Annotated in this window: 21 protein-coding genes; 9 read left to right on the top strand and 12 right to left on the bottom strand. The window is 61.0% G+C overall.

The features are described from left to right. The first annotated feature begins 3 nt into the window (after positions 1-3). On the top strand, positions 4-582 hold the full coding sequence (locus Q1A91_RS16710) for a DUF6151 family protein (RefSeq protein WP_299880025.1): 579 nt from the start codon (positions 4-6) through the stop codon (positions 580-582). A 12-nt stretch (positions 583-594) separates the two neighbouring features. Here the strand turns inward: Q1A91_RS16710 and Q1A91_RS16705 are convergent, their stop codons facing one another. From Q1A91_RS16705 to Q1A91_RS16685, 5 genes are all read right to left on the bottom strand, one after another. Continuing rightward, on the bottom strand, positions 595-1,305 hold the full coding sequence (locus Q1A91_RS16705; RefSeq protein ID WP_299880022.1) for an alpha/beta fold hydrolase: 711 nt from the start codon (positions 1,303-1,305) through the stop codon (positions 595-597). A gap of 72 nt (positions 1,306-1,377) precedes the next feature. Further along, complete coding sequence (locus tag Q1A91_RS16700; RefSeq protein WP_299880540.1) at positions 1,378-2,013, bottom strand: hypothetical protein; 636 nt, start codon at positions 2,011-2,013, stop codon at positions 1,378-1,380. A gap of 17 nt (positions 2,014-2,030) precedes the next feature. Further along, a complete protein-coding gene (locus Q1A91_RS16695) occupies positions 2,031-2,459 on the bottom strand; it encodes a VOC family protein (protein WP_299880019.1) in 429 nt (142 codons plus the stop codon). Continuing rightward, on the bottom strand, positions 2,459-3,439 hold the full coding sequence (locus Q1A91_RS16690) for an alpha/beta fold hydrolase (protein ID WP_299880016.1): 981 nt from the start codon (positions 3,437-3,439) through the stop codon (positions 2,459-2,461). Before Q1A91_RS16690 ends, Q1A91_RS16695 begins: the two co-directional genes overlap by 1 nt. Further along, positions 3,436-4,188, bottom strand: coding sequence for an alpha/beta hydrolase (locus Q1A91_RS16685; protein ID WP_299880013.1), 753 nt, complete (start codon positions 4,186-4,188; stop codon positions 3,436-3,438). The genes Q1A91_RS16690 and Q1A91_RS16685 overlap by 4 nt, the downstream gene beginning before the upstream one ends. A gap of 112 nt (positions 4,189-4,300) precedes the next feature. Here Q1A91_RS16685 and Q1A91_RS16680 point away from each other — a divergent pair, with 112 nt between their 5' ends. Both Q1A91_RS16680 and Q1A91_RS16675 read left to right on the top strand, forming a co-directional pair. Next, the gene (locus Q1A91_RS16680; RefSeq protein ID WP_299880010.1) at positions 4,301-5,050 is read left to right on the top strand and encodes a metalloregulator ArsR/SmtB family transcription factor; all 750 of its coding nucleotides are present in this window, start codon (positions 4,301-4,303) and stop codon (positions 5,048-5,050) included. 24 nt (positions 5,051-5,074) lie between these two features. Next, positions 5,075-5,512: an MAPEG family protein gene (locus Q1A91_RS16675; protein WP_299880007.1), complete on the top strand. Its 438-nt coding sequence runs from the start codon at positions 5,075-5,077 to the stop codon at positions 5,510-5,512. 79 nt (positions 5,513-5,591) lie between these two features. Here the strand turns inward: Q1A91_RS16675 and Q1A91_RS16670 are convergent, their stop codons facing one another. Both Q1A91_RS16670 and Q1A91_RS16665 read right to left on the bottom strand, forming a co-directional pair. Further along, positions 5,592-5,837 (bottom strand): hypothetical protein, encoded by a 246-nt coding sequence (locus Q1A91_RS16670; RefSeq protein WP_299880004.1) that lies wholly within the window; start codon positions 5,835-5,837, stop codon positions 5,592-5,594. A 157-nt stretch (positions 5,838-5,994) separates the two neighbouring features. Further along, complete coding sequence (locus Q1A91_RS16665; protein ID WP_299880001.1) at positions 5,995-6,810, bottom strand: creatininase family protein; 816 nt, start codon at positions 6,808-6,810, stop codon at positions 5,995-5,997. Between the two features lie 204 nt (positions 6,811-7,014). Between Q1A91_RS16665 and thrS the strand changes: the two genes are divergently transcribed. The 5 genes from thrS to Q1A91_RS16640 all read left to right on the top strand — a co-directional run bounded on the left by thrS (position 7,015) and on the right by Q1A91_RS16640 (position 11,752). Further along, on the top strand, positions 7,015-8,961 hold the full coding sequence (thrS, locus tag Q1A91_RS16660; protein WP_299879998.1) for a threonine--tRNA ligase: 1,947 nt from the start codon (positions 7,015-7,017) through the stop codon (positions 8,959-8,961). Positions 8,962-9,223: 262 nt separating this feature from the next. Further along, on the top strand, positions 9,224-9,529 hold the full coding sequence (locus Q1A91_RS16655) for a DUF2282 domain-containing protein (protein ID WP_299879995.1): 306 nt from the start codon (positions 9,224-9,226) through the stop codon (positions 9,527-9,529). A gap of 62 nt (positions 9,530-9,591) precedes the next feature. Beyond that, on the top strand, positions 9,592-10,455 hold the full coding sequence (locus Q1A91_RS16650; protein ID WP_299879992.1) for a DUF692 domain-containing protein: 864 nt from the start codon (positions 9,592-9,594) through the stop codon (positions 10,453-10,455). Then, complete coding sequence (locus Q1A91_RS16645; protein WP_299879989.1) at positions 10,452-11,210, top strand: DNA-binding domain-containing protein; 759 nt, start codon at positions 10,452-10,454, stop codon at positions 11,208-11,210. The genes Q1A91_RS16650 and Q1A91_RS16645 overlap by 4 nt, the downstream gene beginning before the upstream one ends. Continuing rightward, positions 11,207-11,752 carry a DoxX family protein gene (locus Q1A91_RS16640; RefSeq protein ID WP_299879986.1) on the top strand — a complete coding sequence of 182 codons (546 nt, stop codon included), beginning with the start codon at positions 11,207-11,209 and terminating at the stop codon, positions 11,750-11,752. Before Q1A91_RS16645 ends, Q1A91_RS16640 begins: the two co-directional genes overlap by 4 nt. A gap of 14 nt (positions 11,753-11,766) precedes the next feature. Here the strand turns inward: Q1A91_RS16640 and Q1A91_RS16635 are convergent, their stop codons facing one another. Then, positions 11,767-12,087, bottom strand: a complete 321-nt coding sequence (locus Q1A91_RS16635; protein ID WP_299879983.1) for an arsenate reductase family protein — start codon at positions 12,085-12,087, stop codon at positions 11,767-11,769. A 178-nt stretch (positions 12,088-12,265) separates the two neighbouring features. On the opposite strand from Q1A91_RS16635, the gene Q1A91_RS16630 reads away from it, so the two are divergent. After that, positions 12,266-12,472, top strand: a complete 207-nt coding sequence (locus Q1A91_RS16630) for a cold-shock protein (protein ID WP_299879980.1) — start codon at positions 12,266-12,268, stop codon at positions 12,470-12,472. A gap of 52 nt (positions 12,473-12,524) precedes the next feature. Here Q1A91_RS16630 and Q1A91_RS16625 read toward each other — a convergent pair whose 3' ends face one another. From Q1A91_RS16625 to Q1A91_RS16610, 4 genes are all read right to left on the bottom strand, one after another. Then, complete coding sequence (locus Q1A91_RS16625; protein ID WP_299879977.1) at positions 12,525-12,812, bottom strand: hypothetical protein; 288 nt, start codon at positions 12,810-12,812, stop codon at positions 12,525-12,527. A gap of 82 nt (positions 12,813-12,894) precedes the next feature. Then, entirely contained in the window at positions 12,895-14,079 is a 1,185-nt protein-coding gene (locus Q1A91_RS16620) for a cytochrome P450 (RefSeq protein WP_299879974.1), read from the bottom strand. A gap of 126 nt (positions 14,080-14,205) precedes the next feature. Beyond that, positions 14,206-14,529, bottom strand: coding sequence for a TraR/DksA C4-type zinc finger protein (locus Q1A91_RS16615; RefSeq protein WP_299879971.1), 324 nt, complete (start codon positions 14,527-14,529; stop codon positions 14,206-14,208). Beyond that, positions 14,526-14,852, bottom strand: coding sequence for an arsenate reductase family protein (locus tag Q1A91_RS16610; RefSeq protein WP_299879968.1), 327 nt, complete (start codon positions 14,850-14,852; stop codon positions 14,526-14,528). Before Q1A91_RS16610 ends, Q1A91_RS16615 begins: the two co-directional genes overlap by 4 nt. Between the last annotated feature and the right edge of the window lie 61 nt (positions 14,853-14,913).

Here is a 14,913-nt window from a genome sequence, read left to right as displayed (position 1 = left end):
GCCATGGCGGGCGTCGATCTCCCCTTCGCCTGCACCTGCAACACCCTTCGGGGGAGGCTGATCGGCGTCTCCAGGTCAAACGGCACCCGCATTGAATGTTTCTGCACCGATTGTCGCGCCGCAGAAGTCTATGCGGGTCAGCCGGACCCTGCCCCAGGTGCCGTGCAATTGTATCAGACCACCCCTGACAAGGTCCGCATTGATGCGGGCGAAGATCAATTGGCGGTCTTTTCCTTCTCTCCCAAAGGGTTGCTGCGCTGGCAGGCCAAATGCTGCGGGGCGGTGTTGTTCAACACGGTGCGCACGGCCAAGGTGCCTTTTGCCTCCCTGCGCACGGACCATCTGGAAGATGACAGCGCGCTTGGCCCCGTCGTGGCGCAGGCATTCGTGAAGAAATCCGATGGCAAACAGGGTCACAAGGGCGGTGGGAAGCTCTTGATGACAATGGTCACCCGCGTGTTGCCCTGCCTGATCTCAGGCCGTTGGAAGCAGACACCGTTCTTTGACGTAGAGACGGGAAAACCCTCCCGCGAGGTCCGGCTGGTCAGCCGGGAAGACCGCGCCGCTGTGCCCCTGCCCTAGTAGAGCACGCCCCTAACGCAGCACCAAAGGCTGGCGCATCCAGTCGCGGAGGGCCGCAGTTGCCTCTTCCGGTGTCTCAAGCGTGGGCAGATGGCCCGCCCCTTCGATGACCCGCAATTCCGCGCCCGGAATGAGTTCGGCCATGAAACTATGGCGTTTGACCGGGCAGAGCGCATCATGCGCGCCGCACATCACCAATGTAGGCACGCGGCATTTGCGCAACGTCACCTGCTGATCGCGCCGCCGCTGCAAAGCGCGCGATTGCCGGATGAACACCTCCGGCCCCAACACCTCTGCCATGTCCATCACCAGCGCCAGCACATCCGCGCGCTGCGGCCCCGGCGCCAGATAATTCGGCTTCATTTCATCGCGCATCACTTCGATCAACCGACCCGAACGCACCTTGACGATCTGCGGCTCCCGATTGGCTGCAACCACGGGTGTCTCGGCCAGCGGATTGGTGTCCATCAACGCCAGACGGCTGACCCGATCGGGCGCGCGGCGCAGGATTTCCATCGCCACGATCCCGCCCATGCTGAGCCCGGCCAGCGCGAACCGCGCGGGTAAGGCGCCCAGCAGGTTTGACGCGATTTCCTCAATCCGCTCTCCTTGAGAGACAGGCGCGACCATCACTGGCATTTCGGAGGACAACTCAGCAATCTGCGGGCCAAACAGGCGCGCATCACACATCATGCCGGGCAGCAATACCAGCGGTTCAATCATCCGGCTCTCCACTCAGGCACCCCTTGGTCTTCATGCCGCGGGTGCGAAATCGGGCCACCTATAGCTGCGCCATCAGGGCGCTGCAACAGGCCGCATCGGCAGATCAATGCCACCTAGCGGCGGGAAGTCCGCATAGCGTTTCCGGCGCGCCGCCAGCGGCTCCTCCGGGGTCTCTCCTGCACGCAAGAGCATCCCGCGCGGCGCCATATAGCTTGAAATCGTGCGCTGCGGATTGGGCCGCCAGACCAGATTGAACGCCGCCAGTTTGGGGAAAAACCACATCTCCGAATAGGGCAGATGGTCATGCACCCACCACGCCAGATCGCGCCAGTCGCGTCCCTGATCGTATTGATCGGCAAACCACGGGATCACCACACTGGCCCCGGCAATGGCATCCGCGCCGGTCCCCCGGTCCCAGATGTGACACTCCAGCGGATGGTCATTGCGCGCGCAGTTCAGCCGGTTGTCATTGCCGTATCTGTTCAACGTGGCAGAGCGATAGCCAGAGCGCACCGCAACGCGACCAAAGGTTTCCTCCAACGGGTCCATCAATGCAGTGCAAAACGCGCGACCGTTCTCGATCACCAGATCAGGATTTTCCGGCACGTTCGGTATCCCGTGATAGCCCGAGATTTCCGAATACATGAAGTCGCGCATGAAGAAATGTCTGGACAGGCGGATGCGCCCGAAGGTCTCAAGGCTCCACATGCTGCGGGGAGCACGCATCAGCCGTAGCCGTTCCAGCGGAAAGCACCCGCGTCGCTCAGCGGAGAGAACGGGTTATGCGCCACTTCCCAAATATGTCCTTCGGGGTCGGCGAAATACCCGTGGTGCCCGCCCCAGAACACATCCGCTGCCGGTTTCAGCACGCGGCCCCCAGCAGCCTCAACGCGGTCGAGAATGGCCGCCACATCCGCCTTGTCGCGCACATTATACCCCAGCGTCACCGCACCCCGTCCCAGAGTGTCGACCGGCACACCGATGTCTTCTGCCAGCTTTTCAAGCGGATAGAGGCCAAGCGTCTGCCCGATCAGATCATAGGCCACCACACCATCCTGCGTTTCAACCCGCTGCCAGCCCAAAGCGTCATAGAACGCGGCCAGCACCGGCACGTCCTTTGCCCCCAATGTCACAAGCGAAATCCGTTGATCCATCACAACCCCCTGATCCATTCAAGCATGCGTTCTGCCGCGCTCTCCGTTTGTCCCGGTGACATGATGTCTCCGGCAATCACATGGGCGTCCGGATCATCCTCCGGGCCCAGATCGGGGTGCAGGATCACGGCCTCTCCGCCCCAGCGCGCGGCAACCTCTGCGGTCTTCTGGGGCAAAACCACGGTATCGTCCTTTGAGAACATGAACAACGCCGGGATTTCCGTCACGCTCAGATCCAGCCCGACCACTTCGCGCACAAGGGCTGCCATCGGCAGGGTCGCGACACTGGGGTAGCGCGTGGTCCAGAACACCCCCTGCTGCGCATTGTGCGGCTCAAAGCTGCGTTCGTGGCCCGCCAGCATCGGCAGCCAATAGCGCGCGGCAGGAAAGGTCAGCAACGGGGCAAGCGGGTTGTTGATCCCGAAATTGGGGGAGACAAAGACGATCCCGGCCACGTCCTGAGAGAGGCTTTCATCCACCGCCACCGCCGCGGCAAGCGTGCCTCCGGTGGAGGTTGAAATGATCACAACCCGCTCCCCCACCATCCGGGCGGCGGCCAACCCTTCGGCGACGTCCTTCATCCAGTCCGCAACACTTGCTTCGGCCAGCGCCTCTCCGGTCCGGCCATGACCTGCAAGCCGGGTGTAGACCAGATTGGCCCCCAGCCCATCCGCAACCAGATCGGGCACCGGGCGGATTTCCTGCGCGGTGGCGGAAAAGCCATGTAGGTAGAGCACCGCGATTTCCGTCCGCGCGTCTGGCACGTCATACCAGATCACACGTTTCTCCGTCCCCGGCGTGATGTCATCAAAGCGCGCCTCCTGCGTGGTGAGATACGCCGACACGCCCGCCTGCATCCCCGTGTCGTCAAAATCGGTGCTCAGATCACTGCTTTCGTAAGGACCGAAAAGGAACAGCGCCACAACCAGCACCATCAGCGCCAGGACGACATAAAGCAGTGTTTTGAGGAAAGATCTCATGCCCCCTCCCCCAGGGCATCGATAATGGCATCGGTGATCAGCCCCAGACAGGGGCCGTCGGAGAATCGATGGTCTGCATCCTTGATCAGGCTCAGCTGCATGTCTGGCCCCGTTGCATGCTCCAGAAGGCGCACCGCCGTATCCAGGCTGACGGCTGTATCGGCCGTGCCTTGCAGAAACCGCACCGGAAACGGCAGCGGCAGGGGCGCGCGCAGAACCAGTTGATCGCGCCCGTCCTCGATCATGCGTTTCGTGATGATGTAGGGCTCCATATAGTCCGAGGGCAGTTCAACCGACCCGTCGCGTTCAAGCTGCGTCTTCTGCTCAGGCGAGAATGTCGCCCAATAGCCGTCTTCGGTGAAATCCGGTGCTGCGGCGATGGTGACCAGACCGGCAATCCGTTCCGGCTGCGCCCGGCTGAGCAGCAGTGCCTGCCAGCCGCCCATCGATGACCCCACCGGGACAATCGGGCCTTCGGTCAATGCCGCCACCGCATCGCGGGTGTCTTCGGCCCAGTCGCCAATACATCCGTCGGTGAATGCCCCTGACGACTCACCATGGCCGGAATAGTCAAACCGCAGGTAAGCTCGCCCCTGCGCGCGGGCCCATTCTTCCAGATAGACCGCCTTGGTGCCCATCATGTCGGATTTCAAGCCGCCGAGGAAAACGATCCACGGCCCCCGCCCCCCGGTGCGATGATAGGCGATCTTACGCCCTGATTTTGTTTGCAAAAATGACGGATCAGCCATGCCACCTCCCTGCTTTGAAGCTGATCATGCGCCTGCACATCTGAGGGGGCAAGGATCAATTTATAAGTGACCATCTTGTCACGTGAGTATTTTGTCACCTATAAGTATTTCCATGGACGTCATTTTCAAAGCCCTTGCCGATCCGGCCCGCCGCACCTTGCTGGACGCTTTGCGCCAGCGCGATGGGCAGACGCTGCAAGAGCTGACGGAATTGCTCGACATGACCCGATTTGGCGTGATGAAACATCTCGCCGTGCTGGAAGAGGCAGGCCTCGTCATCCCGCACAAGAAGGGGCGTTTCAAACATCACTATCTGAACGCCCTGCCCCTCCAAGAGACGATTGACCGCTGGATTGAGCCTATGCGCCAGAAACCAGCGGCACGAGCGGTACTGAACTTCAAACAAGACCTCGAAAGGAAAACCACCGTGTCAAAACCAGATTTCATGATGCAAACCTTCATCCGTTGCAGCCAGGACGCGCTGTGGGACGCGCTGAGCGATCCAGACAGCATGGCCGCCTACCATTTCGCCTGTGACCGGGTCGAAGGGCGCGCGGGGGCGGCGGGTGACAAAGCCATCTTTATCCTGCCCGATGGCAGCAAGATGCTGGAGCAGGAGATCATTCAGATCGACCCCAAATCGAGGATCGAGACGACCTTTCAACCCCATTTCTTTGGCCCCGATGCCCCCGGTTCCCGCATGGCCTATCTGATTGAGCCGCAAGGCGAGGTCTGCAAACTGACGATTGAGCATTACGATCTGCCCGCAGGCCATGAAGGGGTGGCGGAAGGCTGGGCGCGGCTGGCCGCGTCGCTCAAGTCGTGGCTGGAAACCGGCACCGGCCTCAAGGCTGCGGGTTAAACGGTTGGAGTAAGGAGCAACACCATGGAAACTTTCCCGACAGAACTGGGCATCCTGACCTGCCTGATGATCCTCGCAGCCTCATTGTGGATCCCATATATCGTGGGTGTGAACACCGTCCCCGAAGGCTCTCTGCCCGCTGACGCACCCGATGGTTTCATTCGTCCACCCAACCCCACCTTGCACCGCCCATGGGTGCAACGGGCGTATCGGGCACATATGAACCTGCTGGAACAAGGTATCCCCTTTGCGGTGCTGGTCTTGCTGGTGGACCGGCTGGACGGCTTCACCGCGCTCACCTACTGGACCGCCATCGCGTTCTTCTGGCTGCGTGTGGCCCATGCGGTGGGCTACATCACCGCCTTTGCGCGTTTCCCGCTACGGCCTTTGATCTTCACGGCGGGATGGGTGTGCTGCCTGCTGATGGCCTATTCCGTCTTTACCGCGCGGGGGATCGTCTGAACCCTGCTCTCACGACAAAAGAAAACGCCCTGTCGCAGCGCTGCGACAGGGCGTTTTGCATGACGATCACGACGGCAGATCAGCCGCTGACATAAGTCTCCGCCTTGGGACGATAGAAGATCTTCTGATCATGCAGGCGGCCCAGCAATTCCTCGCCGGTGCGCTGATCCTGCTCCACCACGCGGATGGACTCCAGATCGGCTGGTGTATCATCGCTCAACGCGCGCCGCATCCGGCACAATTCACGGCCCCGTGCACGCAGCGCTTCCTCGATCAGTTCCACGTCGGCAATCGAAAGATCAAAACGGCGGTTAAAGCTCGGCATCTGGCACTCCTCAAAATTTGATTCTACCCGTCAGGGCGCTGTTGATGTCGAAAATAGACCCGGAAGTGTCGCAGTCAACGTATATCTAGGTATACATTCACCCTCAGCGCTAACATCTTGTGCATTTGCCTGATTGTCGGACACATCCGCACGGGCGTCAGGTCGCGAACGGCACCCCGGCGGTTCCGGTGTCCCGCATGTCCTTCGGCTCGGCCCATGTCTCGGGGTCAAGAATCAACGCCGCAATCGCCTGTGCGCTTGCGTCCAGCAAGGCTTCACCCTTTTCTGCGGTGGATTTCTCAGGCGTTCCCGACACCCCGTCAGAGGTGGTATGCGCGAACGGCCGCCAGCGGTACGACGCCTGCCCGGCTTTGAGAAAGCCCGGCCCCCCGTCGCCCGGCGTCCCGATGGCTGCCAGATCGCCGGTGTCCACCAGCCCCGGCTCACAGGCCAGCATCATGGAGGTTTCCGCCTCCCCCGCATGCTGCACGCCGTCCTGATCCTCCAGCAAGGTGCCGATCTGCGCAGCCCCCTCAATCGCATAAGTCGTCGCCACCAATGTGGCCGGACAGCTGGGTGACAGTTCATCACAAAGCTGCTGCATCGCCATGATGTTCCCACCATGCGAATTCGACAGCAGGACCTTGCGAAAGCCCAGCCGGGTGATTGCGGCAATCAGATCACTCAGCAAGGCCCGGAAGGTGGATGCGGACACGGTCAGGGTTCCGCCAAAGGGCATGTGATGCTCCGACAGGCCGGACCAGACAACCGGAGCGACGACGACAGGCTGGCTGCCCTGAACCTTGCGCGCGGCGCGAACGGCCACTTCATGGCCCAGCCGGGTGTCCGTCATTGTGGGCAGGTGTGGCCCGTGTTGTTCAATCGACGCAATCGGCAGAATCACCACCGCATCCTGCCCCGCCAAAACCCGCAACGCATGTGCGGGCATCTTCTGCCATTCTATCTCTGCCATGGGGCATTCCCTTCCATTGATGCGGACCACTAAGGCCGCCGGACGCCAGATTGGCAAGCGGGCCGAATAGCCACGCACGGGCCTTTCCCCACCGCCAAATCCGCAGCCCCCCTTGACGCATGTCCCCGACAGGATCAAAGAGGCGCGGCACATAACCCGCAACCGGGCGTCTCGTAGGCGCCAAACTGACGAGGAGCGCCCAAGATGGCACAGATCTCTCTCACCCTTCCCGATGGCAATGCACGATCCTACGACGCAGGTATCACTGCGGGCGAGGTCGCGGCGGACATTTCAAAATCCCTTGGCAAGAAAGCCATCTCGGCCACCGTGGGCGGCGCGCATTATGATCTGGCTTGGCCGATTGAGGCCGACGCCGAGATCGCCATTCACACCATGCAGGATGAAGAGCAGGCCAATGAACTGGTCCGCCACGACCTTGCCCACATCATGGCCCGCGCCGTGCAGGAAATCTGGCCCGACACCAAAGTGACCATCGGCCCGGTGATCAAGGACGGCTGGTATTATGACTTCGACCGCGCCGAGCCCTTCACGCCCGAGGACCTCGGCCTGATCGAGAAGAAGATGAAGGAAATCATCAACAAGCGCGATCCCGTCCGCACCGAAGTCTGGGACCGCGCGCGGGCCGTGAAATTCTATGAGGACAATGGTGAGCCCTATAAGGTCGAACTGATCGACGCCATTCCCGGCGACGAGCCTTTGCGCATGTACTGGCACGGCGAGTGGCAGGACCTCTGCCGGGGCCCGCATCTGCAACACACCGGACAAGTTCCGGGGGATGCCTTCAAGCTGATGTCCATTGCGGGTGCCTATTGGCGCGGCGATTCTGACCGAGCCATGTTGCAACGCATCTACGGCGTGGCGTTCACCGGCAAGGAAAAGCTGCGCGCGCATCTCAACATGCTCGAAGAAGCCGCCAAGCGCGACCATCGCAAGCTGGGCCGGGAAATGGACCTGTTCCACATGCAGGAAGAAGCACCTGGCCAGATCTTCTGGCACCCCAACGGCTGGAACGTCTACACGACTTTGCAGGACTACATGCGCCGCAAACAGCGCGCCGATGGCTACAAGGAGGTCAATACCCCGCAGGTTGTCGACCGCAAGCTGTGGGAGGCATCCGGCCACTGGGACAAATACCAGGAGCACATGTTCATCGTCGAAGTCGAAGAGGAACACGCCAAGGAAAAGGCGATCAACGCGCTCAAGCCGATGAACTGCCCCTGCCACGTGCAGATCTTCAATCAGGGCCTGAAGTCCTACCGCGACCTGCCCCTGCGTCTGGCGGAGTTCGGGTCGTGCAGCCGGTATGAGCCTTCCGGCGCGCTGCACGGGATCATGCGGGTACGCGGTTTCACCCAGGACGATGGCCACATCTTCTGCACCGAAGACCAGATCGAGGCGGAATGTGCCAAGTTCATCAACTACCTCGCCGGTGTCTATGACGATCTTGGCTTCACGAATTTCGAGATCAAATTCGCCACCCGTCCCGAACAGCGTGTTGGTTCCGATGAAAGCTGGGACCATGTCGAAGGCGCTCTGGAAGCTGCGATCAAGGCGACGGGGCGTGATTTCACACTTGAGCCGGGCGACGGCGCCTTCTATGGCCCCAAGCTCGACTTCTACCTGACCGATGCCATCGGCCGGGTCTGGCAATGTGGCACCTTTCAGGTGGACCCAAACCTGCCCGAACGGCTGGGCGCGACCTATATCGGCGAGGACGGCGCGAAACACCGGCCCTACATGCTGCACCGCGCCTGCCTTGGCTCGTTCGAGCGGTTCATCGGCATCCTGATCGAGGAACACGCAGGCAAGCTGCCCTTCTGGCTGGCCCCGCGTCAGGTCGTTGTCGCCTCCATCACCTCGGACGCGGATGACTACGTTGTCGAAGTGGTCGAAACCCTCAAAGCCGCAGGCGTGCGCGCCGAAGCGGACATGCGCAACGAGAAGATCAACTACAAGGTGCGTGAGCATTCCGTCGGCAAAGTGCCCGTCATTCTGGCCGTCGGCGGGCGTGAGGTGGAAGAGAAAACCGTCTCTGTGCGGCGGTTGGGGGATAAACAGACCTCTGTCCAGCCGCTTGCGGATGTTGCAAACGCACTGGGACTGGAAGCCACGCCACCCGATCTGCGCTGATCCCATGCGGGGGCATTGCCTGCCCCCGCTCGCCTGATCCGATTGTAACAATTCTCACGCAGGCCCCTACGCGCCATCGGCACAAAAGCGCGTTTGTAACAATTCCTCTCGAAATCCTTGTGCTCTCCGGCTGTTTCTTACCGAAATGGGCGGGTTTGCTGACAGGATCGTGACACACTCGCCTGTGACTGGTGTATGCTGCGTTTGAGTGTTCTATTCTGCCTACCAACCGAAGAACGCAGACAATCAAAGGAAGTTCATCATGTCCAACACAATGAAATCCATCGCCATCGCGGGTGCCGTTGCCGCCGCAATGACCGCCTCCACCACAACAACAGCCAACGCCGCTTCCAAAGAGAAGTGCTATGGCGTGTCCCTGGCAGGCGAAAACGACTGCGCCGCTGGCCCCGGCACCACCTGCGCGGGCACATCCGTGACCGATTATCAGGGCAACGCATGGACGCTTGTTGACGCCGGTACCTGCGAGAGCATCGATCTGCCCGCCATGGCCGACGGCACGGAGCGTAAAGGCTCCCTCGAAGCGCAGGACCGCGACCTGCCTGCATAAGCAATTCGTCTCAGGCGGCACTCCCGCCTGAGACACCCCTCCTGCCATATCGGAGCAACCCCATGCTCGACGCAGCAGTGCGTTTCCCATCCCTGCCCCTTGCCGCAGGCGTCGGGTACAAACCCCAGCATTTCAGCGCCTTGCAGGACGATCCCGGCCCCGTGGAATGGGTCGAGGTGCATGCGGAGAACTACATGGGCAACGGCGGACGACCGCTGGCACAGCTGGCGGCCCTGTCCGAACGCTTCGGCATTTCCATCCACGGCGTCGGCCTGTCCATTGGCGGCGAAGGCCCGCTGGACCGCGATCACCTGGCGCGGCTGAAAAAGCTCTGCGACTGGATCAAACCCGCCAGCTTTTCCGAACACCTCGCCTGGTCCACCCATGGCGCGGAGTTTCTGAACGATCTTTTGCCCCTGCCCTATACACCCAAAACACTGGCCCATGTCGCCGCGCATATCAACGAGGTGCAGGATGTTCTGGGCCGCCAGATGCTGCTGGAGAACCCCTCCAGCTACCTCGCATTCGAAGACTCAAGCTTGTCCGAAACGGACTTTCTCTCCGAGCTTACCCACAAGACCGGCTGTGGACTCTTGCTCGATGTCAATAACGTCTTCATTTCGGCCACAAACCTCGGTCTCAGCCCGCAAGCCTATATCGACGCCTACCCGACCGACCGCGTCGGGGAATTGCACGTTGGTGGACACGACGAAGACGCAGATGAACACGGCCATCCGTTGCTGATCGACAGTCACGGCAAACCCGTGGTCGATCCTGTCTGGTCCCTGCTCGATTACACGCTGGCGCAAACCGGCCCCAAGCCGGTGCTGGTGGAGTGGGACACCGATGTGCCCGACTGGCCCATATTGCGGGATGAAGCCTGCCGCGCCGAACAGGCGCTGGGTGCGCTTGTCGCGGTCCAATGACCGATCAGACGGCATTCCGCGCAGCCCTGCTGGACGCTTCTGCCCCTGTTCCCAAAGGGTTAATCGGCCGCGATGCCGCCCCTGCGGGCAAACGATACGCGGTCTACCGCAACAACGTCACCGTCTCCCTGATTGAGGCGATGCGCACCGCTTTTCCATTGGTGCGTAAACTGATCGGCGTGCAGAACTTCGACAATCTTGCCCCGCTCTATGTCCGCAATCATCCGCCGACTTCACCGCTGATGATGCACTACGGCGCTGATTTTCCGTCGTTTTTGGGGGCTTTTGAACCCTTGGCACATATCGGGTATCTTCCCGATGCCGCCGCCCTCGACCTCCAGATCCGGCGCGCCTACCACGCCGCCGACGCCCCGGCGTTTGATGCAAGCCGGTTGCAATCGCTGCCCCCCGACACCCTGATGGCGCAGCAGTTCAGCCTTGCCCCCAGCACCCGCATCCTGCGCTCCAGGTGGCCGCTGCATGACATCTGGCGTTACAACAACGAAGACGGTGCGCCCAAGCCGCGTGCCGTCGCCCAGGACGTTCTGATCACCCGGCCCGACTTTGACCCGATGCCCCACGCCCTGCCCCCCGGCGGCGCCGATTGGCTTGAGGCGCTGGCCAGCGGGACATCCTTCGGTGCAGCCCTCGACCACGTTTTACAGACCCACCCGGACTTCGACCTCGAAGCCAGCCTGACACTGGCACTGACCACGCAAGCATTTGCACAAGACCCCGCTAAGGAAATGAAATGAATACATTAATATCCGCCTATTCCGCGATCGCCTCCCGATTGGAGCGGGCCGATTGGCTTCTGCCAACCCTCGCACGTCTCGTCTTTGCCGGGGTCTTGCTGTTCTATTTCCTCAACTCCGGCATGACCAAACTGGGCGATGGTATCGCGGGCATCTGGACCCCATCCGTGGGCGCCTATGCCCAGATCTTCCCCAAGGCGATTGAAGCCGCAGGATATGACACCGAAGCACTGAGCCTGTTTCACACATTGGTGGTTTTGGGCGGCACCTGGGCCGAATTCATTCTGCCAGTGCTGATTGTGATCGGCCTGTTCACCCGCATCGCGGCTTTGGGCATGATCGGCTTCGTGGTTGTTCAAAGCCTGACAGACGTCTACGGTCACGGAGCGACGGATGCCATTGGCGCATGGTTCGACCGTTTCGCGGATGCGGCGATCCTGGATCAGCGGGCCTTCTGGGTCCTGATGTTCCTGATCCTGGTTTTCAAAGGCGCAGGCCCGCTGTCTGTTGACCGCGCATTAAAGCCAGCCACCTCACAATGACCCCGGAACGGTTGTTAAAGTGATGCTTTAACATCGGCTTCTACAGCACTGTTCCATCCAAGAAAAAGCTGGTTATCCACAGCGATCAAAGGCCGCTTCATCACCGATGGGGTGGCCTTTATCACTGCGAGCGGTGGCAGCCCGCGCGCCGCTTCATCCAACTGCCGCCAGGTGGTGGAACGGGTGTTCAGCAGCTTGTCACCAAAGGCTTCATAGGCCCGCGCCAGCACTTCGTCCGGCACACCCTCGGCACGGACGTCCACAAGAACCGCCCCCGGCAAAGCCTTCATTGCTTTTCGGCACGTATCACAATTCTTCAAACCGTATATCTGCATATCACCCTGCTACATTTCCGCGCAGCCCCCGTTCTGAGGGCGATTCTCACGAAAGATTTCACGCATCTTTCTTGATTTTTCAACCAAGAGGGCAATCTTTTCTGTGTGGGCCGCAGAGATCCCTGCGCCCCGCCCCGTCGCTGGCGGGACCACTGGAATGACAAGAAGGACGCAGACTATGCCGACAGGCACCGTCAAATGGTTCAACACCACCAAAGGCTATGGATTCATCGCGCCCGAAGGGGGCGGCAACGATATTTTTGTCCATATCTCAGCTGTAGAACGCTCTGGCCTCACCGGTCTGGCTGACAATCAAAAGGTCAGTTTCGAGCTTCAGGAAGGCCGTGACGGCCGCCAGATGGCAGCAGACATCACCCTGTTATAACACATGAAATCCGGCGCGCTGACGGCGCCGGGTCTCTCTGCCCGATGAGGGGTCAGTCGCAGCCCTTGTGGCCGGCCTTGCAATGGGCTGTGGCGGAATGCGACTGCGCCTTTGCCACGCGGTGGCGCTTGGCTGGATGGGCCTTGGCCTGTGCATAGCTGATGTGCTGGTTGGGTGTCCCGCAGCAGATCACGCCTGAGATCGTGATGGGCTGCAACCCTGCGGGGCAGTAGTTTGCGCCGTGATACGGGTAAATCTTGGCATCTGCGGCCGCCATCTGCGGTGCGACTGCGGCAAGCGTCAGGCCTGCGGCGGTGAGTGCTGCTGTTGTGAGACGCATTTTTCCCTCATCTTGTTATGGTATTCTGCTTGATGCGCAAATCTTGCCCCATCGCCTAGGGCCAAGTCCAGTTCTTTCTGGGTCAGCGCGTCTGTGCGGGAAGCGCTGCGTAGCCGTGAAAACGGATGCGACCGCCGCCAATGCGGGGAGATGTGAGCCGGTAGGCGGGGTAGCGCTTCAGGAACCGTTCCACGGCGATGCGCCCCTCCATCCGGGCGAGGGTCAGGCCGACGCAGACATGCGGCCCACCGGCAAAGGCAAGGTGACGGTTGGGTTTGCGGGCAATGTCAAATTCAGTGGGGTTATCAAAGGCTTCCGGGTCACGATTTGCCGCGCCGATGCACAGGTGCAGGTTGGTGCCCGCGGGAATGCGATGGCCTCCGATGTCAACCTCCTGCGCGGTTTCGCGGTTGCCGAACTGGTTGGGGGATCGGAAGCGGAGGACTTCCTCGATCGCCGTATTGATCAAGCCGGGATCCGCAATAAGTCGTTGTTTTTGATCAGGGAAATCATGGAGGAGCGCCAAAGCGGAGCCGATGAGATTGGTCGTGGTTTCATGGCCTGCGTTGAGGATGAAAATGCAGTTCTGGATGAGCTCAATCTCGGACAGTTGCGCGCCGTCGTCGCCGTTGATCAGCCGGGTCAGAACGTCGGTTTCGGGATCACCCGGATGCGCCCTGCGATGGGCGATAAGGCCTTGTAAATACGTTTTGAATTCCGACACTGCGGTATGACCTGCGGTGAGTTGATCCGCGCTCAGGCTCGGCTCCAGCGCGCCGAGGATGGCGAGGGACCAGTCGCGCAGGGGCGCGCGGTCCTCCATGGGGATGTCGAGCAGGTTCCCGATGATCTGAATGGGGATGGAGGAGGCGAAATTCTCAATCAGATCAGCATCTTGCGGCATTTCATCCAGCAGCGCGTCAACGGTCGCGATCAGCCCCGGCTCCATCCGTTGGAGCGCGCGCGGGGTCAGCGCGCTCGTCATGATGCGGCGCACGCGGGTATGGAGGGGCGGATCGTTGAAAACGAGGCTGGTGGTGTGGTGCTCAAACAGCGGCGAGCCGATACCGAATTTGGGCGCAAACACCTGTTTTTTATCGGAAATATACAGCTTCACATCGCGATAGATCGCACTGAGATCGGCATGCCGCGCAAACAGATATGAGCCATCAGGCTGGGGGCAAATGGGCGCCTCGGCCAGCAGACGGTCATAGTCGGGAAAGGGATTGTCGGTGAACCCTTCGGGCGGATTGGCGAGGTCAAACATGGGCCAAGTCTGGGCGCAAAACCGGGGGGGTGCAACGGGGGGATTTTAACCGGATCTTAACCGTCACATCCTATGCACAATCTGTACACAACCTGTACACCGGCAACGCACGGTGGTGTTGCGCGTTCAGGCGCGCATACACTCCAGACAGAGCGCAATTGCAGGATCGGCGGTGAGCCGCGCGGGCGCGATCTCCTCCCCGCAATCGGTGCAATAGCCGTATTCGCCGTCCTCGATGCGTTGCAGGGCGGCGTGGATTTTCTGCCGTTCGGCAGCGCGACGGCGGGCCTGCGCCTGGGCCATGGCCTGGTTCTGGAGGGCGTCCATCCGGGTGAGCCGCCCGGTGGATTGCTGATCGAGGGTGACGGGTTTCTGGGCGTCGGCGGTGGCCGTGTCCTCGGCGTCGAGGTTCGCGAGGCGATTGTTGAGAATGTCGCGCGGATTGGTCACGCCAGCCAGACGGCCTGTGCGGCGTCATCCCAGCCGAGGGTGAAGCGTGTGCCATCGGTGATGACGGGACGGGCCATCAGGGCGGGTTGATCCATGAGCTGCGCCTCCGCCTCGGATTCGCGCATCCATGCGTTGAGGTTGCGGTAGGTTTGGGATTTGCGGTCGACAAGGGTGTCGCCGAATTCAGCGATGAGGGGGGCCCACTCGGCTTCCGTCAGGCGATCCGCGCGGACGTCCCGGAAGGTGGGGTTGTGGCCTGCGTCTTCGAGGGCCTTGAGGGCTTTTTTGCATATCGTGCAGGTGGGGAGGCCGTAGAGGATCATTTGGGGGGCTTTCGGGTAGGATGGGTGATTTCACCCATCTGGTTTGGGACGGTTGCGTGAT

It is taken from the genome of uncultured Sulfitobacter sp., from assembly GCF_947500075.1.
GTDB lineage: Bacteria > Pseudomonadota > Alphaproteobacteria > Rhodobacterales > Rhodobacteraceae > Sulfitobacter.
Note: the sequence above shows the minus strand (reverse complement) of the source record. Positions and strands in the feature narration are given on the sequence as shown.